Raw genomic sequence first — 24,010 nt, forward strand, 5'->3', positions numbered from 1 at the left:
TCATCTAGTACAATTTATTCCCGGTCATAAACCCTTCCCCGCCCAGCTGTCGCATCTGGCGCATAATCCATGCCTGACGATTGCGGACGTACCCTGACGGGGCATCCGCCTTAAAGCGGATGGGGTTCGGCAGTACCGCAGCTAACAGCGCGGCCTCGGCGAGGGTCAGGCGGCTGGCAGGTTTGTGGAAATAGCGCTGAGCTGCCGCCTCGACACCAAACACTCCATCACCAAATTCGGCGATGTTCAGATATACCGTCAGAATACGTTTTTTGCTCCAGACGGTTTCCATGCCTAACGTCAAACCGGCCTCCAGCCCTTTTCGCACCCAGCTTCTGCCATCCCATAAAAACAGATTTTTAGCGGTCTGCTGAGAAAGCGTCGATGCCCCGCGCACGCGGTTTTCGTTGCGCTCATTGTGGGCCAGCGCTTTTTCAATCGCCGAAACGTCAAAGCCCCAGTGATCCGGGAATTTCTGATCTTCCGCCGCAATCACCGCCAGCCCCATCCAGGGGGAGATCTCATCCATGCTCACCCAGTCAGAGTGGGCCACATAGCTGAAATCCCCCGTCAGCCATGCGCCGAGCTGGCGCTCGACCATCACCGCAGAAAACGGCACCGGCAGAATGCTGAAGAGCGCAATACCGCCGCCCCAGAACACCGCCAGCGCCAGCACCACGCGCAGCAAAATGCGTTTCGCCCAGGCGACAGGAGACCGTTTTTTACTCACCGGGAGAGCACCAGAACACGTTCCACCAGCTTCTCAATGCCGGTTGCCGCTTCGGCGATGTTCTGCGCCAGCATGTAGGCTGGGGTAGTGACGATTTTGTTGTCCTCATCGACAACGATATCTTCCACCGGACACGGGACGTGCTCGCCGCCCATCTCTTCGATCACTTCAGCGGTATCGATGTCCGTCCCAATGGTGAGACGCAGCGGGAAATCAAAAATCTTAGGCAGCATTGCCGGGGCGATGCACATAAAGCCCAGCGGTTTACCCGCAGCGTGCATCTGCTGCGCCAGGTTTTTCAGCGCGTCGTCCACCCGGCATTCACTTCCCTGGCTTGCGAAATTACTCAAATTTTTCGCCGCCCCAAAACCACCCGCCACGATCAGGGCGTCCAGTTCATCGGCATTGGCCTGCGCCAGGGGCTGGATATTGCCCCGAGCGATACGCGCGGCTTCAATCAGCACATTGCGGGTTTCAGGCATCGATTCACCGGACAAATGATTGATAACATCTGCCTGATTTTTATCCGGCGCAAAACAGACGGCCTCAGCCCCCTGTTTTGCCAGCGCAAGCAGCGTCAGAACGGACTCGTGAATCTCTGCGCCGTCGTAAACGCCGCATCCGCTCAGGACTACACCCACCTTTTTCATTTCGCTGTTCCTTCTCTCCAACTGTCTGAAGCACATTAATAATTTTGATTAAAACGCTATGCTTCACACATTTCACTGATTCCTGTAACAAATCATTTAAGATTTGCTATCTTATCTGCGTGCGGCCTAAATTTTCAGGCAGCGTCAATGTAGTCACAATACTAAAAAAACAGGCGCAGCCAAGATTTCCCTGGTGTTGGCGCAGTATTCGCGCACCCCGGTTTAGCCGGGGTCATTTTTTTCTGGATTCCACCCAGGCTTTCAACACGTCGACGTCGTTCTGCCACTCTTGTTTCATCTCCTCAACCCATTCACCCACGTTATCCCACCACGCCGGTAAATCCGGAGACTGGATCTGCTGACCCAGCTGCTGCAAATGACGTAATCCGACTGAACCGGCCGCGCCTTTTATTTTGTGCCCCTCTTCGACGATACCTTTCTGATCGCGCGCCGTCAGGTTGGATTCCAGCACGTTCAAATAGCCCGGCATCATTTTCTCGAACACGGCCAGGCCATCGGTAATCAGCTTCGGCCCGACCAAATCGATGTACTGCTCAAGCATCGCGATATCCAGAAGTGATTGTGCTTTTTCGCTCTCTACAGGCGTCATCGTGCTCTCCTCTTCGTCATTGGTATCCCAGAACTTCTTGATCATGGCAGTCAGGGCAGGCACCGCCAGCGGTTTGCTGAGCACGTCGTCCATCCCGGCATCGAGGTACTCTTTTTTGTCCTTCAGCACGTTGGCGGTGAGGGCCACCAGCGGCGGCAGCTCATCGCGCGCATAACGACGTGTCAGCTCGCGAGAGATATCCAGCCCGGTCATGTCCGGCAGCTGAATATCCAGCAGCACGAGGTCATACTCGCCCGGCGTAAACATCTCCAGCGCGGCCGTTCCGGTCATCGCCACATCCACGCTGTTCCCCAGTTTCTCCAGTACGGAGCGGGCAACAATCACGTTCAGCTCAATATCTTCCACCAGCAGGACGTGCAGGGCTGGCAGCGGCAGTTCGTCGTTCTCGAAGGTATCTTCCACCTCTTCGGCGACCGCAGGCGCATGCACCGTCAGGGTAAAGATCGAGCCTTTGCCCTGCTGGCTGGAAACGGTGATATCCCCGCCCATGCTCTTCGCCAGACGGCGCGATACGGCCAGGCCAATCCCGGTGCCCGTTGCCGGTTTGCCGCCATTGCTGTCTTTCACCTGATAATACATGGCGAAGATCTTGTCCTGCTCCTCCTGCGGAATACCGATCCCGGAATCTTCCACCTCGAAGTGCAGCATATCGCCCGCATCGAAGCGGATCCGCACCACCACTTCCCCCTTCTGGGTGAACTTGACGGCGTTACTGATGAGATTCCACAGGATCTGGCGCAGACGCGTGCCGTCCGTCACCACTTTATGCGGCAGCGGCAGGGAGGGCTCAAGCACAAAGCGCAGCCCTTTTTGCTGGGCCTGCAGGCCGGAGAGGTTTTCGAGATCCGCCAGGAACCCGGTGAAGTCGACAGGCTGGTTATCCAGCTGGACTTTTCGGCGCTCCATTTTATCCATATCGATAATATCGTTGAAGATATTGCCCAGCGTCACCGCGGAAACGTGGATGGTCTTGAGGTATTTTTCCTGCTCGCCGGTCAGGTCGGTATCCAGCAGAATGCGGCTCAGGCCGACGATGCCGTTCAGCGGCGTACGCAGCTCGTGGCTGATGGTCGAAATGAAGGTCGTCTTGTCGCGGCTGGCGCGCTCCAGCGCATCCTGGTAGCGCTTACGTTCGGTAATATCGCGCCCAAAGCCCATCAGGCCGTGGCGTTTACCCACACGATCGTAGTAAGGCACTTTACGGATTTCGAAACAGGCTTTGCGACCGTCGGGATAATCGAGCCACTGCTCATAGGTCAGGGAGACGTTATGACGGAACACCTTCTCGTCGGTTTCGATAACCTTGGCTGCCGCCTCTTCCGAGTACACATCCTGCGGTTTGAGGTGAATCAGCTGTTTTTCGCTTTTGCCTGTCAGAAGTTCCATCGCCCGGTTGCAGCCGGAGAACTCTTTATCTTCGTTGCGATAGAAAACCAGATCCGGGGAAGCGTCGAGGAAGGAGCGCAGGAAGGAGGATTGCTGCTCAAGCTGGATCTGCGTGACTTCACGCTCTTTCATCTCCACCTTCAGCTGTTCCAGCGTCGCCTGACGTTCGGCTTCTGCTTTCTCACGATCCGAAATCTCCTGGTTCAGCTGCGCAATGTTATCTTTCAGCTGGACGTTAAGTTTGAGATCGCGCTCGCGCATCTCTTCAAGCTTTTGCACCAGGCGGGAAAGACGCTGGCGCGACTCCTCCAGCTGTTCCACCACCACCGACAGGAAATAGACCGCCCAGGGAGTGATCAGCAGGCCAAAGAAGATCGAGCGGATAACGTCGATACTTTCAACCTGGCCGTGGAGCACCATAGTGACGGCCATCTGCACGACTATCGCCAGCACCACCAGCGCCAGAGCCAACAGCAGTGAGAAACGTACCAGGCCGAGCTTCATCATCAGGTCGACGTAGTACTGTGCAAGCATACGAATTTGCTTCATAGGGGATCCCTTCACGACTTCATCGCTCAATAATACTCAAATTCCGGGCAAGGCGTTGAAGGTTGTGTGAAAAAGTGCGGCGTGAATCAGGAGATTAGCCTCACTCCCGGCGATGCGGGAGTGAGGAGGGGTGGCGATCAGGAGCGTCTGAGAAGCAGCCAGAGGCTTATCAGGAGGAACGAGGCGCTCGGGAGCAGCGCGCCAATCAGCGGAGGAATTCCGTAGACCAGCGTCAGCGGGCCAAAGATCTGGTCCAGCACGTAGAAGACAAAGCCGAAGCTGATACCGGTCACCACGCGCACACCCATCGGCACGCTACGCAGCGGCCCGAAGATAAACGACAGGGCCATCAGCATCATCACCGCCACGGACATCGGCTGGAAGATTTTGCTCCACATGTTGAGCTGATAACGTCCGGCGTCCTGGCCGCTCGACTTCAGGTACTTCACGTAGTTATGCAAACCGCTGATCGACAGCGCATCCGGATCCAGCGCCACAACGCCCAGTTTGTCAGGCGTCAGGTTGGTTTTCCAGGTGCCGGACACGGTTTGCGATCCGGTGATTTGCTTAGGATCGGTCAGATTGGATTCGTCCACCTGCGACAAACGCCAGAGCTTTTGCGCCGGATCGAATTTTGCCGTGGCGGCATATCGCACGGACTGCAGGCGACGATTATCGTTGAAGGCGTAAATACTCACGCCGCCCAGCTCGTCATCGCCTTTCACTCGTTCAATGTAAACAAAGTTATGACCGTCTTTCGCCCACAACCCTTGCTGGGTCGAAAGCAGCGAGCCGCCGTACATGGCTTGCGCACGGTAATTACGCGCCATCTGCTCGCCCTGCGGCGCAACCCATTCGCCGATGGCCATCGTCAGGAGAACCAGCGGGATCGCGGTTTTCATCACTGACATCGCCACCTGCATACGGGTAAAGCCGGAAGCCTGCATCACCACAAGCTCACTGCGCTGGGCCAGCATCCCCAGACCCAGCAGTGCGCCTAGCAGCGCGGCCATCGGGAAGAAGATTTGCACATCTTTTGGAATGCTGAGAAGGGTATACATCCCGGCACCCAGGGCGTCATAGCTCCCCTGCCCGGCCTTTTTCAGCTGGTCGACAAACTTGATGATGCCCGAGAGCGACACCAGCATGAACAAGGTCATCATGATGGTGGTAAAAATGGTTTTACCGATATAGCGGTCAAGAACGCGAAAAGCCTGCATTACACCGCTCCTTTACGCACAAAACGGGCACGCATGCGGCGCATCGGCACGCTGTCCCACAGGTTTAATACCACTGCCAGCAACAGGTACAGACCGTTGACCACCCACATCCAAATCATCGGGTCGAGCTTACCTTTGCCGCCGTTAGACTTGATCGACGTTTGCAGCAGGAAGAACACCAGATAGAGCAGCATGGCTGGCAACATCGAAAGCACACGTCCCTGGCGCGGGTTGACCACGCTCAGCGGCACGACCATCAGTGCCATCATAAACACCGTGAATACTAGCGTCAGGCGCCAGTGCAGCTCAGCTCGAGCGCGGTTGGTATCGGTATTCATCAGGGTACGCATGTCCATCTGCTCGGTATCCGTCGGATCGAGCGCCACGTTCTGATGGCCAATAATCGCCTGATAGTTCTGGAAATCGGTAATACGGAAGTCACGAAGCAGCGCAGTGCCTTCAAAGCGGGTGCCCTGGTTCAGCGTCACCACCTGAGAACCGTCTTTACGCTGGGAGAGCTGGCCGGAATCTGCAACCACCACGGAAGGGCGGGCATTGCCTTTGGTACGGATTTGCGCGAGGAAAACGTCGTTGAAACGACTGCCGCTGACGCTTTCAATAAAGAGGACTGAACTGCCGTCGGTGGCCTGCTGGAACTGGCCCTGCGCAAGCGCCGCCATGCCAGGGTTGGCTTTGGCTTCGGCCAGCACTTCATCCTGATGTCGGGAAGACCAGGGACCGGCCCACATGACGTTCACCGCCGCCACGATACCCGTGAACAACGCCAGCACCATCGCGGCTTTCACCAGCACGGCTTTACTCAAGCCGCAGGCGTGCATCACCGTGATTTCACTTTCGGTATAGAGTTTCCCCAGCGTCATCAGCAGGCCAAGGAAAAGGCTAAGCGGCAGAATAAGCTGCGCCATTTCGGGCACGCCTAATCCGAGCAGAGAAAGCACCAGATTTGTTGGGATTTCACCGTCAACGGCCGCACCGAGGATCCTGACTAACTTCTGGCAGAAAAAGATCAGAAGTAAGATGAAAAGGATCGCCAGCTGGCTTTTGAGCGTCTCCCGCACCAGATATCTTATGATTATCACTTTAAATACGCCCGTAAAAACCCGTCTCTTTGCTGGAAAATTGCTTGTTTCATGGCTTAAACGTCATTTATTCTCTTGAGTCGTCGAAAACATCGCTAAAATTTAAAAACACGGCGGTGTCGCGCTTCAGGATATTTTTTGACGTGCCGAAACTGTAGTAACGTAAGATTAACACGAAGTCACCACAACAGCGGACATGAGTTACGAAAGGTTTCAATTCTATCCGTAGCAGCCGTCGTTGTCTTTAAGATTCAGGAGCGTAGTGCATGGAGTTCAGTGTAAAAAGCGGTAGCCCGGAGAAACAGCGGAGTGCCTGCATCGTTGTGGGCGTCTTTGAACCACGCCGACTCTCCCCGATCGCCGAGCAACTCGATAAAATCAGTGACGGCTACATCAGCGCCCTGCTGCGCCGTGGCGAACTGGAAGGCAAACCTGGGCAGACGCTGTTGCTGCACCATGTTCCCAACGTGCTGTCCGAACGCATTCTGCTGATTGGCTGTGGCAAAGAGCGCGAGCTGGATGAGCGCCAGTATAAGCAGGTCATTCAGAAAACTATTAATACCCTGAATGATACCGGCTCAATGGAAGCCGTCTGCTTCCTGACCGAACTGCACGTGAAAGGTCGCAACACCTACTGGAAAGTGCGTCAGGCCGTTGAGACCGCGAAAGAGAGCCTCTACAGTTTTGATCAACTGAAGACCAACAAAAGCGAACCGCGTCGTCCGCTGCGTAAAATGGTCTTTAACGTCCCAACCCGTCGCGAGCTGACCAGCGGTGAGCGCGCTATTCAGCACGGTCTGGCGATTGCCGCCGGTATCAAAGCGGCGAAAGATCTCGGCAACATGCCGCCAAACATCTGCAACGCCGGTTACCTGGCGTCTCAGGCGCGTCAGTTGGCCGATTCCTACAGCAAAAACGTCGTCACCCGCGTCATCGGCGAACAGCAGATGAAAGAGCTGGGGATGCACTCATACCTCGCGGTCGGCAACGGTTCGCAAAACGAATCGCTGATGTCGGTCATTGAGTACAAAGGTAATCCAGCCGAAGACGCGCGCCCTATCGTGCTCGTCGGCAAAGGGCTCACCTTTGACTCCGGCGGTATCTCCATCAAGCCAGCCGAAGGCATGGATGAGATGAAGTACGACATGTGCGGCGCGGCGGCAGTTTACGGCGTGATGCGTATGGTCGCCGAGCTTCAGCTGCCGATTAACGTCATCGGCGTGCTGGCGGGCTGTGAAAACATGCCAGGTGGTCGCGCGTATCGCCCAGGCGATGTCCTGACCACCATGTCCGGCCAGACCGTTGAAGTACTGAACACCGACGCCGAAGGCCGTCTGGTGCTGTGCGACGTGCTGACCTACGTTGAGCGCTTTGATCCTGAAGCGGTGATCGACGTGGCGACGCTGACCGGTGCCTGTGTGATTGCCCTCGGCCATCACATCACCGGCCTGCTGTCGAACCACAATCCGCTGGCCCATGAGCTGATCGGCGCGTCCGAGCAGGCGGGTGACCGCGCGTGGCGTCTGCCGTTGGGCGATGAGTATCAGGAGCAACTGGAGTCTAACTTCGCGGACATGGCCAACATCGGCGGCCGTCCTGGCGGTGCTATCACCGCGGGCTGCTTCCTGGCGCGCTTTACCCGCAAGTACAACTGGGCGCACCTCGACATCGCGGGCACCGCATGGCGCTCCGGTAAAGCCAAAGGCGCTACCGGTCGTCCGGTCGCCCTGCTGTCGCAGTTCCTGCTCAACCGCGCGGGTTTTAACGGCGAAGAGTGATGTTACATGCCGGGTGGCGGCTTCGCCTTACCCGGCCTACAACGTCACGATACCGTAGGCCGGGTAAGCGTAGCGCCACCCGGCTTAAGCATTTAAAGTGACCACAAGAAGCCCCATATATGAAGAATGCAACGTTCTACCTTCTGGACAACGACAACACCGCCGATGGCTTAAGCGCCGTCGAGCAGCTGGTGTGTGAAATTGCCGCAGAACGTTGGCGCAGCGGTAAACGCGTCCTCATTGCCTGCGAAGATGAAGCGCAGGCGATTCGTCTCGACGAAGCGCTGTGGGCAAGGCCGCCCGAAAGTTTTGTTCCGCATAATTTGTCGGGAGAAGGTCCGCGTGGCGGCGCACCGGTGGAAATCGCCTGGCCGCAAAAGCGTAACAGCAGCGCGCGCGATATTCTGATCAGCCTGCGTATCGGCTTTGCAGATTTTGCCACCGCTTTCACAGAAGTGGTAGACTTTGTCCCTCACGAAGATTCTCTGAAACAACTGGCGCGCGAACGCTACAAGGCGTACCGCCTGGCTGGTTTTAACCTGAATACGGCAACCTGGAAATAATGGAAAAGACATACAACCCACGAGATATCGAACAGCCGCTTTACGAGCACTGGGAAGAGCAGGGCTATTTCAAGCCTAATGGCGATGAAAGCAAAGAGTCCTTCTGCATCATGATCCCGCCGCCGAACGTCACCGGCAGTTTGCATATGGGTCATGCTTTCCAGCAAACCATCATGGATACCATGATCCGCTACCAGCGCATGCAGGGCAAAAACACCCTGTGGCAGGCTGGTACTGACCACGCGGGTATCGCAACCCAAATGGTGGTGGAGCGTAAGATTGCCGCTGAAGAAGGTAAAACCCGCCACGACTACGGTCGCGACGCGTTCATCGACAAAATCTGGCAGTGGAAAGCGGAATCTGGCGGCACCATTACCCGTCAGATGCGCCGTCTCGGCAACTCCGTGGACTGGGAGCGCGAGCGCTTCACCATGGATGAAGGCCTTTCCAACGCCGTTAAAGAAGTCTTCGTCCGCTTGTACAAAGAAGACCTGATTTACCGTGGCAAACGCCTGGTCAACTGGGACCCGAAACTGCGCACCGCGATCTCCGATCTGGAAGTGGAAAATCGCGAGTCTAAAGGCTCCATGTGGCACATCCGCTATCCGCTGGCCGATGGCGCAAAAACCGCAGACGGTAAAGATTATCTGGTGGTGGCGACCACCCGTCCGGAAACCCTGCTGGGCGATACCGGCGTGGCCGTTAACCCGGAAGATCCGCGCTACAAAGATCTGATCGGCAAATTCGTGGTTCTGCCGCTGGTAAACCGCCGCATTCCGATCCTGGGCGACGAACACGCCGATATGGAAAAAGGCACCGGCTGCGTGAAAATCACCCCGGCGCACGATTTCAACGACTACGAAGTGGGCCGGCGTCACGCCCTGCCGATGATCAACATTCTGACCTTTGACGGTGATATCCGTGAAAGCGCAGAAGTGTATGACACCAAAGGCGAAGAGTCAGACGTTTACTCCGCTGAGATCCCGGCTGAATTCCAGAAACTGGAACGTTTCGCCGCGCGTAAAGCCGTTGTAGCTGCCATCGACGCGCTCGGCCTGCTGGAAGAGATCAAACCTCATGATCTGACCGTTCCATACGGCGACCGTGGCGGCGTGGTGATCGAGCCGATGCTGACCGACCAGTGGTACGTCCGCGCTGACGTGCTGGCGAAACCGGCGGTTGAAGCGGTTGAGAACGGCGACATCCAGTTCGTTCCTAAGCAGTATGAAAACATGTACTTCTCCTGGATGCGCGATATTCAGGACTGGTGTATCTCTCGTCAGCTGTGGTGGGGTCACCGTATCCCGGCCTGGTATGACAACGACGGCAACGTGTACGTTGGCCGCACCGAAGAAGAAGTGCGTCAGGAAAACAACCTGGGCGCTGACGTCGCCCTGCGCCAGGACGACGACGTTCTGGACACCTGGTTCTCCTCCGCCCTGTGGACCTTCTCCACCCTCGGCTGGCCGGAAAACACCGACGCCCTGCGTCAGTTCCACCCAACCAGCGTGATGGTCTCTGGCTTCGACATCATCTTCTTCTGGATTGCCCGCATGATCATGATGACCATGCACTTCATCAAAGATGAAAACGGCAAGCCGCAGGTTCCGTTCCATACCGTCTACATGACCGGCCTGATTCGTGACGACGAAGGTCAGAAGATGTCCAAATCCAAGGGCAACGTGATTGACCCGCTGGATATGGTGGACGGCATTTCTCTGGCAGACCTGCTGGAGAAACGTACCGGCAACATGATGCAGCCGCAGCTGGCGGAAAAAATTCGCAAGCGCACCGAGAAGCAATTCCCGGATGGCATCGAGCCGCACGGCACCGACGCCCTGCGTTTCACCCTGGCGGCGCTGGCCTCTACCGGTCGCGACATCAACTGGGACATGAAACGTCTGGAAGGTTACCGCAACTTCTGTAACAAGCTGTGGAACGCCAGCCGCTTCGTGCTGATGAATACCGAAGATCAGGACTGCGGCTTCAACGGCGGCGAAATGACCCTGTCTCTGGCCGATCGCTGGATCCTGGCGGAATTCAACCAGACCATCAAAGCGTACCGTGAAGCGCTGGATACCTATCGCTTCGACATCGCGGCAGGCATTCTGTATGAGTTCACCTGGAACCAGTTCTGCGACTGGTATCTGGAGCTGACCAAGCCGGTCATGAACGGCGGTAACGAAGCAGAACTGCGCGGTACGCGTAACACGCTGATTACCGTTCTGGAAGGTTTGCTGCGCCTCGCGCACCCAATCATCCCGTTCATCACCGAGACCATCTGGCAGCGTGTGAAAGTCATCAAAGGCATCACTGCCGACACCATCATGCTGCAGCCGTTCCCGGAGTTCGATGCAGCGCAGGTGGATGAAGCGGCAGCGTCCGATACCGAATGGCTGAAACAGGCGATTGTGGCGATCCGTAACATTCGCGCCGAGATGAACCTCTCTCCAGGCAAACCGCTGGAACTGCTGCTGCGCGGTTGCAGCGAAGCGGCGGTGCGTCGCGTGACCGAGAACAGTAGTTTCCTGCAGAACATGGCGCGTCTGGAAAGCATCACCGTGCTGCCAGCCGATGACAAAGGTCCGGTCTCCGTGACCAAAATCATCGAAGGCGCCGAACTGCTGATCCCAATGGCAGGGCTTATCGACAAAGAAACCGAATTGGCTCGTCTGGCAAAAGAAGTCGCCAAAGTCGAACTGGAAATCGGGAAAATCGAGAGCAAACTGTCTAACGAAGGTTTCGTTGCCCGTGCTCCTGAAGCCGTTATCGCCAAGGAGCGTGAACGTCTGGTCGCCTTCGCTGACGCGAAAGCGAAGCTGATTGAGCAGCAGGCGGTTATTGCTGCGCTGTAATTAGCGCTGTGATTGAAAAGCCGGAGAAATCTCCGGCTTTTTTTATGATTAGATAAAGGGGATTCCCGACACCATACCCCGAGACAGCGTCGCGAAGAAACCGGTCTCAAGTGGTTCATCACTGTCCACCAGATCAAGTGCATCCAGATCGCCGATAACCACAGTATTCTGTGCAAGATAGCGATAAAAACGGATTATGGCCCACGGAAGTGCAAGCCCAAAGGTCACGAACGAAACCATCATCAATATCAGACTTTGCATAACGATACCGACAAAAGTCAGAGTGGAGCCAAATTTGAGCTTGTTTCCCAACGACAGGCCATTAATAAAAATATTACGCAATGAGGTATAAACAAACAGAGAGGAGAGAATGATACCCGCAAAATAGAGCAGATAGCTGACCACTATCTTCGACTGATATTCCGCAATGATATCCACAAGAGCCGACTCACCAATTCCGCCCATTCCGGGCATTGCTGCGGCAAAAACCATGCTCATATACAATGGCGCTATCAATTTTATAATCACAATAATAAAGGGAACCGGAATCGCCATTCCCAGTACGAAGGTCATAACACAGCGTTTAATGGATACGGCAATGTCAAAGGGGTGACGACCGTAGCGCGCATTTTTTCCTATTAGCTGCATATATTTCCCGATGATGACGCCACCTATGGCACCTGTACCGAGGAAAATAACCGGTATATTGACTTCCAGTCGCGTGATCACATCGCCTATATCGGAAGGGCTTGCCATTACCGCATTCAGTAAAACGACCATCAGTATCAGGGACAGTATCAGCAATATGGGCAACACGAGCAGCGCCCATACCGCCTGACCGATCGGGCAGTTAAAACCAAAGCGTACGCCATTCAGTGACGTCATCATCGCCTGATAATGCAACCCTTTCACCGCCAACAGCGGAGTCAGAATCGCGAAAATGATAACGGGCAAAAACATGAGTTTCGGGTTAATCGAGGTGCAAAGGAAAAAACTGCCGAAGAAAAGAATGCTCAGAAGAACCACACTGGCAAACAGTGCCCCACCCGTACCGCTATATTTAAAACGTACCCCATTCAGCTCCATATTTTCATAAATGTAGCGCTGGAATTTAACGAATGCCCAGGGCGAATAAATTCCAAAGGTGATCATCGTTAACAGCAGATTCACCAGGCACAGGACAAAAAAATCACCCGTTTTTCCGTGAAATACAAAGTTATGCCGCTTCTGCATAACACCTTGCGTTGCCTCAACCATATAAATAAATCTCCATTTTATTTAAACACATCAAACTGACGTATAGTTTCAAATGTCAGTTGCGGCATTGTATGAGTTTCAATCACGCAAAGAGCAATAAAACGACTTAATGAAAACGGACCTTGTACAGCCGTAATGAGAATGGTACTGCGCGCTAAAATGAAACATCCTCGCTTGCACTCACCTTTCTGCGGTGCTATTAACTGCGGTTGTGTGTCATTTTTTCCCAAGAGTAATGCTATGAGCGTGATTACCCCCGTCGCAGCCGCTATGCGTCGGATCACAGAGCAAGATAACGCCGGTATCGCCGCGGTGATCCGCGAAGTGTCTGCGGAGTACGGTCTGACGGCCGATAAAGGCTATACGGTTGCGGACCCGAATCTCGACGAACTGTTCCAGCTCTACAGCCAGCCGGGCCATGCCTACTGGGTGATTGAACAAAACGGCAGCGTCGTCGGCGGAGGCGGAGTCGCACCGCTGAGTTGCAGCGAGTCGGATATCTGCGAGCTGCAAAAGATGTACTTCCTGCCGACAGTGCGTGGACAAGGGCTGGCGAAAAAGCTGGCACTCCTGGCGATGGATCACGCTCGCTCACAGGGCTTCAAACGCTGTTACCTCGAAACCACCGCCTTCCTTAAAGAAGCTATCGGCCTGTACGAACACCTGGGCTTTGAACACATCGACGCGCCGCTGGGCTGCACCGGGCATGTCGATTGCGAAGTCAGGATGCTGAAAACTCTGTAAATCTCTTTCCTGCCCTCTTCTGTTAAGCGGCTGTAAACTGAATGCTCTACACTCTCAGTTCACACCAAAACGGGGGAAAGACGATGTCGAAGATAAAAAGCTATGCCGCGCCGCAGGCAGGTGCAGAACTTGAACTGTACGAATACGATGCGGGCGAGCTGAAAGCAGAAGACGTCGAAGTGCAGGTCGACTATTGCGGGATTTGCCACTCAGACCTGTCGATGATCGACAACGAATGGGGCTTCTCAAGCTATCCGCTGGTCGCCGGGCACGAAGTGATTGGCCGCGTGGTGGCGCTGGGCACGGCGGCTCAGGACAAAGGGCTGAAGATCGGCCAGCGTGTGGGCATTGGCTGGACCGCCCGCAGCTGCGGCCATTGCGACGCCTGTATCAGCGGCAACCAGATCAACTGTCTGGAAGGCGCTGTGCCGACCATCCTCAATAAAGGCGGTTTCGCCGACAAACTGCGCGCCGACTGGCAGTGGGTCATTCCGCTCCCGGACAGAATTGATATTGAATCCGCAGGCCCACTGCTGTGCGGCGGTATCACCGTCTTCAAACCGCTTCTGATGCATCATGTCACCGCCACCAGCCGCGTCGGCGTCATTGGGATTGGCGGTTTAGGCCATATCGCCATCAAACTGCTGCACGCCATGGGCTGCGAAGTCACTGCGTTCAGCTCCAATCCGGCGAAAGAGAAAGAAGTGCTGGCGATGGGGGCCGATAAAGTGGTCAACAGCCGCGACCCAGAACTGCTGAAAGCGCTGGCCGGTCAGTTTGATTTGATCATCAACACCGTGAACGTCGATCTCGACTGGCAGCCGTACTTCGAAGCGCTGGCCTACGGCGGGAATTTCCATACCGTCGGCGCAGTGCTGAAACCGCTGCCGGTCCCGGCCTTCACCCTGATCGGTGGCGATCGCAGCATTTCCGGTTCCGCTACCGGCACACCGTTTGAATTGCGCAAGCTGATGAAGTTCGCGGGCCGCACCAAGGTAGCACCGACCACCGAACTGTATCCGATGTCGAAAATCAATGAAGCCATCCAGCACGTACGCGACGGTAAAGCCCGTTACCGCGTGGTGTTGAAAGCAGACTTCTAAGGCTGAATTGCCGGGTGGCGGCTGCGCCTTACCCGGCCTACGGTTAGGTTTTGTAGGCCCGGTAAGCGTAGCGCCACCGGGCATTTTTTACCTATCGCGCCAACGTCGCAAACACCTCTGCTACCGCCACCGCGCCCGGATCGGTCACCCCATCCAGATTCTCTTTATTCACATACGACGAACGCCCCGCTCCTGCTTTTTGCATGCTGGCAGTCGCTTCAGCACCCTGCTTCGCCGCCTGCGCAGCAGCCTGGAGACCCCCTTTTCGTAACGCTTCGAGCGCCGGCTGCAGCGCGTCGATCAATGTACGATCGCCGAGATCCGCCCCTCCGTACTGCTTCATTTGCGCAAGGCCACTCAGCAAGGCATCCGCCAGCGGTTTACCGTCCTGTAGCTGCTGCCCGGCCGCGGTAAAGAAGATCGACATCAGCACGCCGCTCGATCCGCCCATCACCGTCGCCAGCCGCTCGCCGATTAACAGCAGCAGTTTCGGCACGTCGTTCAGCGGCAGTTGCTTATCCTGCAACAGCTGCGCAATGTCGCGCGCGCCTTGCGCAAAGGTCGACCCCGTATCGCCGTCGCCCACTTTGGCATCCAGCGCATTCAGGCGATTTTCCAGATCGACCAGCGTTTGCGTCGCGCCCGCAACAAGTGCAGCCACCTGCGCATTTTCTGACGGCGTAGAGTCCACGCGATCCTGAATAGCCGTATGCGCCAAGGTACGCAGCGGCGCAAACGCCACCGGTGTTTGCCAGCCGATGGTTTCGACAGGCTCATTCAGCGCCTGCTCGAAGGTCTCATTCAGCCTGAGCAGCGACAGAGAAAAGCCCTTCATATCCAGCGAACTCACCAGCGGTGCAGGACCAATCAGATACGCGATCTGATCCTTAAGCGCCGAATGGGCCAGCTCTTTGGTCAGCAGCGCCATCTCCAGCGCCGACACGCCTCCGAGGTTGTTGATCAGCACCGCAAAACGCCCGTCGCCAGCTTTCTCTTTGAGCGGCGCCACCAGCGTGTCGATTATCGCTTTGCTGTTTTGCGTATCGACTACCGATGCCCCCGGCTCGCCGTGAATACCCAGGCCAAGCTCAACGTGCCCCTGTTTGATGCGCCCCTCTTCGTCGTCACTTCCCGGCAGATTGCAGGTCTGCATCGCCACGCCGAGGCTCCAGAGGTTATCGCAGGCCTGCTGCGCGATATCCCGAACGTCGCTCAGGGACTTGCCTTTCTCCGCCGCATAACCCGCGATTTTGTGGACCAGCGCCGTGCCCGCAATCCCGCGCGGCTGTTTGTTGTCCGGCAGCGCGATGTCATCGGCCACAATGATCATCTCGACTTTCAGCCCGTAGCGTTTGGCTTTTTCCGCTGCAAGACCGAAGTTCAGACGATCGCCGGTGTAGTTTTTGACGATCAGCAGGCACCCACGATCGCCCGTCACCGCCACGATGGCGTTCAGCACCGCATCCACGCTCGGAGAGGCAAACAGATCGCCGCACACCGCTGCGGTTAGCATCCCTTTGCCGATAAATCCTGCGTGCGCCGGTTCGTGGCCGGAACCCCCACCGGAAATGACCGCCACCCGGCTTTTATCCCAGTCGCTGCGGGCCACCACGCGAATGGCGGGATCGATATCGAGTTTGACCAAATTGCCATGCGGCGCGGAGATCAGTATGCCTTCAATGGCGTCGTTGACCAGCTGTTTGCGGTCATTAAAAAAGAATCTGGACATAGCTTTCCAACTTTTTGTGAATCGTATGCAAAAGCATAGTCCGCGCTGGATATTGCGCCGCAAAGTCAGGAATTTACTGAGTCAAATTGCCGTCAGGTTGCCTATACTCGACGCAGGACAAAGAGAGGATGCGCACCATGAGTACACCACTGCTGATTGCCCGGACGCTGGATAAAGAGCTGTTCTTACTGCCAGGCATGGCGAACCGCCACGGGCTGATTACCGGCGCCACCGGGACGGGGAAAACCGTGACCCTGCAAAAGCTGGCGGAGTCATTTTCAAGTATCGGCGTGCCGGTTTTCATGGCCGACGTCAAAGGCGATTTAACCGGCGTCGCCCAGGAAGGCACAGCGTCGGAGAAACTGCTTGAGCGGCTGAAAAACATCGGCGTGACCGACTGGCAACCGCAGGCCAATCCGGTGGTGGTATGGGATATTTTCGGTGAGAAAGGCCATCCGGTGCGCGCGACCGTCTCGGATCTCGGCCCGCTGCTGCTGGCGCGGTTGTTAACCCTTAACGAGGTCCAGTCTGGCGTGTTGAACATTATTTTCCGCATCGCCGACGATCAGGGCCTGCTGCTGCTCGATTTCAAAGATCTGCGCGCCATTACCCAGTACATCGGCGATAACGCCAAATCCTTCCAGAATCAGTATGGGAATATCAGCCCCGCCTCGGTCGGCGCCATTCAGCGCGGACTGCTCACCCTCGAACAACAGGGCGCGGAGCATTTCTTCGGCGAGCCAATGCTGGATATCAAAGACTGGATGCGCACCGACAGTAACGGCAAAGGCATCATTAACATTCTGAGCGCTGAAAAGCTTTATCAGATGCCAAAGCTCTATGCCGCCAGCCTGCTGTGGATGCTCTCAGAACTCTATGAACAGCTGCCGGAAGCGGGCGATCTGGAGAAACCTAAGATTGTTTTCTTCTTTGACGAAGCCCATCTGCTTTTCAGCGATGCCCCACAGGTGCTGCTGGATAAAATCGAACAGGTGATCCGCCTGATCCGCTCCAAAGGCGTGGGCGTCTATTTTGTCTCGCAGAACCCGTCCGACATCCCGGATAACGTGCTGGGCCAGCTTGGGAATCGCGTGCAGCACGCGCTGCGGGCCTTTACGCCGAAAGATCAGAAAGCGGTGAAAGCGGCAGCGCAAACCATGCGCGCCAATCCGGCGTTTGATACGGAAGAGGCGATTCAGGCGCTGGGAACCGGCGAAGCGCTGATTTCGTTTCTCGACGCCAAAGGAAGCCCGTCCATCGTGGAGCGTGCGATGGTGATTGCGCCATTCTCGCGGATGGGGCCGGTGACGGACGACGAACGTAACGCTTTGATCAATCACTCGCCGGTCTACGGCAAATATGAGGATGAAGTGGATCGGGAATCCGCGTTCGAAATGCTGCAGAAAGGCGTCCAGGCGAACACAGAACAACAACAGTCCCCTTCGGCCAAAGGCGGCGATGTCGCCGTGGACGACGGTATTCTCGGCGGTCTGAAAGACATTCTGTTTGGCAGCACCGGGCCACGTGGGGGTAAACGCGATGGCGTGGTGCAAACCATGGCCAAAAGCGCCGCGCGGCAGGTGACCAATCAGATTGTGCGCGGCATGCTGGGGAGTTTACTGGGCGGTCGTCGCCGGTAGCGGGGAGACCCACGGCGTGCCGAGCGCTGAGCCTTGTACGCCGTGCTGATTCAAATAGCGATCCAGCTCGACCATCCCCGTCCAGCGGTTTTCGCACCACAGCGGCGCGAGGAGCGTTGGGCGGCGGGCGCTGGCGGAGATGCGGTGGTAAATCACCTCCGGCGGCGTATGGCGAATCATCTCTCCCGCCGTCACGGTGTACTCATCCAGCTCAATACCGTTTAACCGCCCGGCTTCCCAGGCTTTCGCCATAGTGCTGCCGGTAACGATATGCAGCGGATGGAGCTTAATGCCGTCGACGCCCGTCTCAACGACCCTTTCCAGAGTTTCCAGACCCTGCTGCTGACCTTCGCCCGGCAGGCCGACAATCAGATGTGAGCAGACTTTTAAACCGCGCTCGCGGGCCAGCCGCGTCGTTTTCTGATAGCAGGCAAAATCATGACCACGATTGATTCGGTGCAGCGTTTTGTCGTGCGCGGTCTGCAAGCCCAGTTCCAGCCAGATTTCATAGCCCAGGTCTTTATATTCGCTCAGCAGATCCAGCACCGCTTCCGGGACGCAGTCCGGACGCGTACCGACACACAAACCGACGATATTGGCCTGGCTCACGGCCTGCTGATACATGGAACGCAGAACCTGTACTTCCGCAAAGGTGCTGGTGTAGGCCTGGAAATAGGCCAGATACTGCTTCGCGCGATTGACCAGGCTCGCCTGATGAGAAAGCTGGTCGGCAATAGAGTTGTGCTGCTGCGCTTCGTCGGCAAAGGAGGCCACATTACAGAAAGTACAGCCGCCACGCCCAATGGTGCCATCGCGATTTGGGCAGCTAAAACCGCCGTGCAGCGTCAGCTTGTGGACCTTCTGGCCGTAGCGGCGTGAAAGATCCCCACCAAACATATTGACTAATTTCTGTAACTGCATAATCTGATAGACCGTCCCGGAGAAAGGGGACAAGCCTGCCATTTTTAGCCTCTGTCGGCGATGACCTGGATCAATCGCCCTGGACGGCTATTATTCATTTGAATAAAAACTCATTATTACTGCAATTTCATTCATCATTCGGGCAATGACTTTTCCTTATGTTGCAGCGGATTTTTTCACTTATCGCCCCACAGCTGTAAAACAGTGTGATGATGCGTCGCCACTGCCAGTACCAGATTATTATCCTGTAAAAAATCCGCTATTCAGCATGGCTGAGGGATAATACCGCTTTCATATAGTGAGTCAGATCACACTCCCCTGCGCCTTACCCCTGCCTTTCGCCGATGCAAAACGCGTTAAATCTCTTTTATATTCAATGAACTAACCTTCCTTTAGCACATTTTTGCATACATAAGATTGCCATTTGACCTGTGTATCAATTCCCGATAAGTTGGAAATCCGCTGGAAGCTTTCTGGATAAGCAGCCTGCTTATCATATTTATGCAGTAATTGAGATTCCCTCTGAAGCAAGTCCTCAAACTTGTTTGACCTGTGCGAAAAGGAAATGAAGAGGGCGAATGCGAGGTGCGCGTATGAAACGCAAACCCCGTCGCCGCGCTCTTTCTGTGCCTGTGCGCCACGGTTCAGATGGGAATCCCGAAGAGCCTGGGGAGGTTCACTGATATGTTGTACGATAAATCCCTTGAGAAGGATAACTGTGGTTTCGGCCTGATCGCCCACATAGAAGGCGAACCTAGCCACAAGGTAGTGCGTACCGCTATACACGCACTGGCCCGTATGCAGCACCGTGGTGCAATCCTCGCTGATGGTAAAACCGGCGATGGTTGTGGCTTGCTGCTACAAAAACCGGATCGTTTCTTCCGCATCGTAGCGGAAGAGCGCGGCTGGCGTTTAGCCAAAAACTACGCTGTCGGCATGTTGTTCCTGAATCAGGAGCCTGAAAAAGCCGCCGCTTCACGCCGCATCGTCGAAGAAGAACTTCAACGCGAAACCCTGTCGATTGTCGGCTGGCGCAATGTGCCGACCAACGAAGGGGTGCTCGGTGAAATCGCCCTCTCCTCGCTGCCACGAATTGAACAGATTTTTGTGAATGCGCCTGCGGGCTGGCGTCCGCGCGATATGGAACGCCGTCTGTTTATTGCCCGCCGCCGTATCGAAAAACGTTTGCAGGAAGATAAAGAGTTCTACGTCTGTAGCCTCTCCAACCTGGTAAACATTTATAAAGGTCTGTGTATGCCGGCTGACCTGCCGCGCTTCTACCTGGACCTCGCGGACCTGCGTCTGGAATCGGCCATTTGCCTGTTCCACCAGCGCTTCTCCACCAACACTGTCCCTCGCTGGCCGCTGGCTCAGCCGTTCCGCTATCTGGCGCACAACGGCGAGATCAACACCATCACCGGCAACCGCCAGTGGGCGCGTGCGCGTACCTATAAGTTCCAGACTCCGCTGATCCCGGATCTGCATGACGCCGCTCCATTCGTCAACGAAACCGGCTCCGACTCAAGTTCCATGGATAATATGCTGGAACTGCTGCTGGCCGGCGGGATGGATATCGTGCGTGCGATGCGTCTGCTTGTTCCGCCAGCCTGGCAGAACAACCCGGATATGGACCCGGACCTGCGCGCGTTCTTCGACTTTAACTCCATGCACATGGAGCCGTGGGACGGCCCGGCAGGTATCGTGATGTCCGATGGACGCTACGCCGCCTGTAACCTCGACCGTAACGGTCTGCGCCCGGCGCGCTACGTCATCACCAAAGATAAGCTGATCACCTGCGCCTCCGAAGTCGGGATCTGGGATTACCAGCCTGACGAAGTGGTCGAGAAAGGTCGCGTCGGCCCAGGCGAACTGATGGTTATCGATACCCGCAGCGGGCGCATTCTGCACTCGGCGGAAACCGATGACGATCTGAAAAGCCGCCATCCGTACAAAGAGTGGATGGAGACCAACGTCCGCCGTCTGGTGCCGTTCGAAGATCTGTCGAATGAGGAAGTGGGCAGCCGCGAGCTGGACGACGATACCCTCGCCAGCTACCAGAAACAGTTTAACTACAGCGCCGAAGAGCTGGATTCCGTGATCCGCGTGCTCGGCGAGAATGGCCAGGAAGCGGTCGGTTCAATGGGTGACGATACCCCGTTTGCCGTGCTCTCCAGCCAGCCGCGCATCATTTACGACTACTTCCGCCAGCAGTTTGCGCAGGTCACTAACCCGCCAATCGATCCGCTGCGTGAAGCGCACGTGATGTCGCTGGCCACCAGCATCGGTCGCGAGATGAACGTCTTCTGCGAAGCCGAAGGCCAGGCGCACCGCCTGAGCTTTAAGTCGCCGATTCTGCTGTACTCCGATTTCAAACAGCTCACCACCATGACCGAAGATCACTATCGCGCCGACACGCTCGATATTACCTTCGACGTGACCGAAACGAGCCTCGAAGAGACGGTGAAAGCCCTGTGCGATCAGGCCGAGCAGATGGTGCGTAACGGCACCGTTCTGCTGGTGCTGTCCGACCGCAACATCGCCAAAAACCGTCTGCCGGTTCCGGCACCGATGGCGGTGGGCGCGATCCAGACTCGCCTGGTCGATAAGAGCCTGCGCTGCGATGCCAACATCATCGTTGAAACTGCCAGCGCGCGCGACCCGCATCACTTTGCCGTGCTGCTGGGCTTTGGCGCGACGGCCATTTATCCGTACCTGGCGTACGAAACGCTGGCGAAACTGGTCGACACTCACGCGATCGAAAAAGATTACCGCGCGGTGATGCTGAACTACCGTAACGGCATCAACAAAGGCCTGTACAAGATCATGTCCAAAATGGGCATCTCGACCATCGCCTCTTACCGCTGCTCGAAACTCTTCGAAGCCGTCGGTCTGCACGATGACGTCGCGGATCTCTGCTTCCAGGGCGTGATCAGCCGCATCGGCGGCGCTGGTTTCTCTGACTTCCAGCAGGACCTGATGAACCTGTCGAAGCGCGCATGGCTGGCGCGTAAACCGCTGGATCAGGGCGGCTTGCTGAAATACGTTCACGGCGGCGAATACCACGCCTACAACCCGGACGTGGTGAAAACCCTGCAAGAGGCAGTTCAGAGCGGCGAATACAGCGATTATCAGCAATATTCGAAACTGGTTAACGAGCGCCCGGCGGCGACGCTGCGCGATCTGCTGGCGGTGAATCCGAACGGCGAAACCGTCAGCATTAATGACGTTGAACCGGCGAGCGAACTCTATAAACGTTTTGATACGGCAGCGATGTCTATCGGCGCACTCAGCCCGGAAGCACACGAAGCGCTGGCCGAAGCGATGAACAGCATCGGCGGGAACTCGAACTCCGGCGAAGGCGGCGAAGATCCTGCGCGCTATGGCACCAACAAAGTGTCGCGCATCAAGCAGGTGGCCTCCGGTCGCTTTGGCGTGACGCCAGCGTACCTGGTCAACGCCGACGTGATTCAGATTAAAGTCGCTCAGGGTGCAAAACCGGGTGAAGGCGGTCAGTTACCGGGTGATAAAGTTACGCCGTACATCGCCAAACTGCGCTACTCGGTGCCGGGCGTGACGCTGATCTCCCCGCCGCCGCACCATGATATCTACTCTATCGAGGATTTGGCGCAGCTGATTTTCGACCTGAAACAGGTCAACCCGAAAGCGATGATCTCCGTGAAGCTGGTTTCCGAACCGGGCGTTGGCACTATCGCCACCGGTGTGGCAAAAGCCTACGCGGATCTGATCACCATCGCGGGCTATGACGGCGGGACAGGTGCAAGCCCACTCTCCTCCGTGAAATACGCGGGCTGTCCGTGGGAGCTGGGCCTGGTGGAAACTCAGCAGGCGCTGGTGGCTAACGGTCTGCGTCACAAGATCCGTCTGCAGGTGGATGGCGGTCTGAAAAACGGTCTCGACATCATCAAAGCCGCGATTCTCGGCGCTGAAAGCTTCGGCTTCGGTACCGGGCCAATGGTGGCGCTGGGCTGTAAATACCTGCGTATTTGTCACCTGAATAACTGCGCAACGGGCGTGGCAACTCAGGACGAAAAACTGCGTAAGAACCACTATCACGGTCTGCCGTTCAAAGTGACCAACTACTTTGAATTCATCGCCCGCGAAACCCGCGAGCTGATGGCGCAGCTGGGCGTGAAGCGTCTGGTGGATCTGATTGGCCGTACCGACCTGCTGAAAGAGCTGGAAGGGTTTACCGCCAAGCAGCAGAAACTGGAGCTGTCTCGTCTGCTGGAAACCGCCGAGCCGCACGCTGGCAAAGCCGTTTACTGCACCGAGAACAACCCGCCGTTCGACAACGGCGTGTTGAACGCGCAGCTGTTGCAGCAGGCGAAATCCTACGTCGATGACAAACAGAGCAAAACGTTCTGGTTTGATATCCGCAACACCGACCGCTCTGTGGGGGCAACGCTTTCTGGTTACATCGCGCAAACCCATGGCGATCAGGGGCTGGCAGCCGATCCGATTGTCGCGCACTTCAGCGGGACTGCGGGTCAGAGCTTCGGCGTCTGGAATGCGGGCGGCGTTGAGCTGTACCTGACCGGCGATGCCAACGACTACGTCGGTAAAGGCATGGCGGGCGGTCTGCTGGCGGTGCGTCCCCCGGTCGGTTCTGCGTTCCGCAGCCATGAGGCCAGCATCATTGGTAACACCTGTCTGTACGGCGCGACCGGCGGACGTCTGTTTGCCGCGGGCCGTGCGGGCGAGCGTTTTGCGGTACGTAACTCCGGTGCCATCACCGTAGTGGAAGGTATCGGCGATAACGGCTGTGAATACATGACCGGCGGGATTGTCTGCGTAATGGGCAAAACCGGCGTCAACTTCGGCGCAGGCATGACGGGCGGTTTCGCCTACGTCCTGGACGAAGACGGTGAGTTCCGTAAACGCGTTAACCCGGAACTGGTAGAAGTGCTGGACGTTGAAACACTGGCGATCCACGAAGAGCACCTGCGCGGTCTGATTACCGAGCACGTGCAGCATACCGGTTCTTCCCGCGGGGAAGAGATCCTGGCGAACTGGCCTGCGTTCTCAGCGAAATTCGCGTTGGTTAAACCGAAGTCCAGCGATGTTAAAGCACTGTTGGGTCACCGTAGTCGTAGCGCAGCAGAGCTGCGTGTGCAGGCGCAGTAAGGGGTAGCA

At 56.3% G+C, this 24,010-nt stretch carries 15 protein-coding genes; 7 read left to right on the plus strand and 8 right to left on the minus strand.

Annotation, left to right across the window (positions count from 1 at the left end; all coding sequences use genetic code 11):
• Positions 1-4 precede the first annotated feature (4 nt).
• The 5 genes from mtgA to lptF form a co-directional block, all read right to left on the minus strand.
• Positions 5-730 carry a monofunctional biosynthetic peptidoglycan transglycosylase gene (mtgA, locus tag AC3WS9_RS19550; RefSeq protein ID WP_285148131.1) on the minus strand — a complete coding sequence of 242 codons (726 nt, stop codon included), beginning with the start codon at positions 728-730 and terminating at the stop codon, positions 5-7.
• Positions 727-1,380 carry an isoprenoid biosynthesis glyoxalase ElbB gene (gene elbB / locus AC3WS9_RS19555; RefSeq protein WP_285145829.1) on the minus strand — a complete coding sequence of 218 codons (654 nt, stop codon included), beginning with the start codon at positions 1,378-1,380 and terminating at the stop codon, positions 727-729. The genes mtgA and elbB overlap by 4 nt, the downstream gene beginning before the upstream one ends.
• A 232-nt stretch (positions 1,381-1,612) precedes the next feature.
• Positions 1,613-3,946 carry an aerobic respiration two-component sensor histidine kinase ArcB gene (arcB, locus tag AC3WS9_RS19560; RefSeq protein ID WP_285145830.1) on the minus strand — a complete coding sequence of 778 codons (2,334 nt, stop codon included), beginning with the start codon at positions 3,944-3,946 and terminating at the stop codon, positions 1,613-1,615.
• Positions 3,947-4,083: 137 nt separating this feature from the next.
• The gene (gene lptG / locus AC3WS9_RS19565) at positions 4,084-5,166 is read right to left on the minus strand and encodes an LPS export ABC transporter permease LptG (protein WP_282491836.1); all 1,083 of its coding nucleotides are present in this window, start codon (positions 5,164-5,166) and stop codon (positions 4,084-4,086) included.
• Positions 5,166-6,266 (minus strand): LPS export ABC transporter permease LptF, encoded by a 1,101-nt coding sequence (gene lptF / locus AC3WS9_RS19570; RefSeq protein WP_282491837.1) that lies wholly within the window; start codon positions 6,264-6,266, stop codon positions 5,166-5,168. The genes lptG and lptF overlap by 1 nt, the downstream gene beginning before the upstream one ends.
• A gap of 266 nt (positions 6,267-6,532) precedes the next feature.
• Between lptF and pepA the strand changes: the two genes are divergently transcribed.
• From pepA to AC3WS9_RS19585, 3 genes are all read left to right on the plus strand, one after another.
• Positions 6,533-8,044, plus strand: coding sequence for a leucyl aminopeptidase (gene pepA, locus AC3WS9_RS19575; protein WP_492489957.1), 1,512 nt, complete (start codon positions 6,533-6,535; stop codon positions 8,042-8,044).
• 119 nt (positions 8,045-8,163) lie between these two features.
• Complete coding sequence (gene holC / locus AC3WS9_RS19580) at positions 8,164-8,607, plus strand: DNA polymerase III subunit chi (RefSeq protein WP_282491839.1); 444 nt, start codon at positions 8,164-8,166, stop codon at positions 8,605-8,607.
• Positions 8,607-11,462: a valine--tRNA ligase gene (locus tag AC3WS9_RS19585; protein ID WP_285148129.1), complete on the plus strand. Its 2,856-nt coding sequence runs from the start codon at positions 8,607-8,609 to the stop codon at positions 11,460-11,462. The genes holC and AC3WS9_RS19585 overlap by 1 nt, the downstream gene beginning before the upstream one ends.
• Before the next feature lie 48 nt (positions 11,463-11,510).
• Here AC3WS9_RS19585 and AC3WS9_RS19590 read toward each other — a convergent pair whose 3' ends face one another.
• Entirely contained in the window at positions 11,511-12,719 is a 1,209-nt protein-coding gene (locus AC3WS9_RS19590) for a YjgN family protein (protein WP_492489959.1), read from the minus strand.
• A 240-nt stretch (positions 12,720-12,959) separates the two neighbouring features.
• On the opposite strand from AC3WS9_RS19590, the gene AC3WS9_RS19595 reads away from it, so the two are divergent.
• Complete coding sequence (locus tag AC3WS9_RS19595) at positions 12,960-13,463, plus strand: GNAT family N-acetyltransferase (protein WP_285153838.1); 504 nt, start codon at positions 12,960-12,962, stop codon at positions 13,461-13,463.
• 83 nt (positions 13,464-13,546) lie between these two features.
• A complete protein-coding gene (gene ahr / locus AC3WS9_RS19600) occupies positions 13,547-14,566 on the plus strand; it encodes an NADPH-dependent aldehyde reductase Ahr (RefSeq protein ID WP_492489961.1) in 1,020 nt (339 codons plus the stop codon).
• 91 nt (positions 14,567-14,657) lie between these two features.
• On the opposite strand, the gene AC3WS9_RS19605 is transcribed toward ahr, so the two are convergent.
• Positions 14,658-16,295, minus strand: a complete 1,638-nt coding sequence (locus AC3WS9_RS19605) for a dihydroxyacetone kinase subunit DhaK (protein WP_285148122.1) — start codon at positions 16,293-16,295, stop codon at positions 14,658-14,660.
• 137 nt (positions 16,296-16,432) lie between these two features.
• On the opposite strand from AC3WS9_RS19605, the gene AC3WS9_RS19610 reads away from it, so the two are divergent.
• Positions 16,433-17,935: a helicase HerA-like C-terminal domain-containing protein gene (locus AC3WS9_RS19610; protein ID WP_492489963.1), complete on the plus strand. Its 1,503-nt coding sequence runs from the start codon at positions 16,433-16,435 to the stop codon at positions 17,933-17,935.
• On the opposite strand, the gene mnmL is transcribed toward AC3WS9_RS19610, so the two are convergent.
• The gene (mnmL, locus tag AC3WS9_RS19615; RefSeq protein WP_492490347.1) at positions 17,912-18,856 is read right to left on the minus strand and encodes a tRNA modification radical SAM protein MnmL/YtqA; all 945 of its coding nucleotides are present in this window, start codon (positions 18,854-18,856) and stop codon (positions 17,912-17,914) included. The genes AC3WS9_RS19610 and mnmL overlap by 24 nt on opposite strands.
• Positions 18,857-19,540: 684 nt before the next feature.
• Here mnmL and gltB point away from each other — a divergent pair.
• Positions 19,541-24,001, plus strand: a complete 4,461-nt coding sequence (gene gltB / locus AC3WS9_RS19620; RefSeq protein WP_492489965.1) for a glutamate synthase large subunit — start codon at positions 19,541-19,543, stop codon at positions 23,999-24,001.
• Positions 24,002-24,010 lie beyond the last annotated feature (9 nt).

It is taken from the genome of Lelliottia sp. EB106-05-01-XG201, from assembly GCF_058791735.1.

What these genes read in the sequence shown, in the direction of transcription:
- AC3WS9_RS19610 (WP_492489963.1), top strand. Translation starts at nt 16,433, where the DNA reads ATGAGTACACCACTGCTGATTGCCCGGACGCTGGATAAAGAGCTGTTC.
- gltB (WP_492489965.1), top strand. Translation starts at nt 19,541, where the DNA reads ATGTTGTACGATAAATCCCTTGAGAAGGATAACTGTGGTTTCGGCCTG.
- AC3WS9_RS19590 (WP_492489959.1), bottom strand. Translation starts at nt 12,719, where the DNA reads ATGGTTGAGGCAACGCAAGGTGTTATGCAGAAGCGGCATAACTTTGTA.
- holC (WP_282491839.1), top strand. Translation starts at nt 8,164, where the DNA reads ATGAAGAATGCAACGTTCTACCTTCTGGACAACGACAACACCGCCGAT.
- AC3WS9_RS19585 (WP_285148129.1), top strand. Translation starts at nt 8,607, where the DNA reads ATGGAAAAGACATACAACCCACGAGATATCGAACAGCCGCTTTACGAG.
- AC3WS9_RS19605 (WP_285148122.1), bottom strand. Translation starts at nt 16,295, where the DNA reads ATGTCCAGATTCTTTTTTAATGACCGCAAACAGCTGGTCAACGACGCC.
- ahr (WP_492489961.1), top strand. Translation starts at nt 13,547, where the DNA reads ATGTCGAAGATAAAAAGCTATGCCGCGCCGCAGGCAGGTGCAGAACTT.
- elbB (WP_285145829.1), bottom strand. Translation starts at nt 1,380, where the DNA reads ATGAAAAAGGTGGGTGTAGTCCTGAGCGGATGCGGCGTTTACGACGGC.
- arcB (WP_285145830.1), bottom strand. Translation starts at nt 3,946, where the DNA reads ATGAAGCAAATTCGTATGCTTGCACAGTACTACGTCGACCTGATGATG.
- pepA (WP_492489957.1), top strand. Translation starts at nt 6,533, where the DNA reads ATGGAGTTCAGTGTAAAAAGCGGTAGCCCGGAGAAACAGCGGAGTGCC.
- AC3WS9_RS19595 (WP_285153838.1), top strand. Translation starts at nt 12,960, where the DNA reads ATGAGCGTGATTACCCCCGTCGCAGCCGCTATGCGTCGGATCACAGAG.
- mnmL (WP_492490347.1), bottom strand. Translation starts at nt 18,856, where the DNA reads ATGCAGTTACAGAAATTAGTCAATATGTTTGGTGGGGATCTTTCACGC.
- lptG (WP_282491836.1), bottom strand. Translation starts at nt 5,166, where the DNA reads ATGCAGGCTTTTCGCGTTCTTGACCGCTATATCGGTAAAACCATTTTT.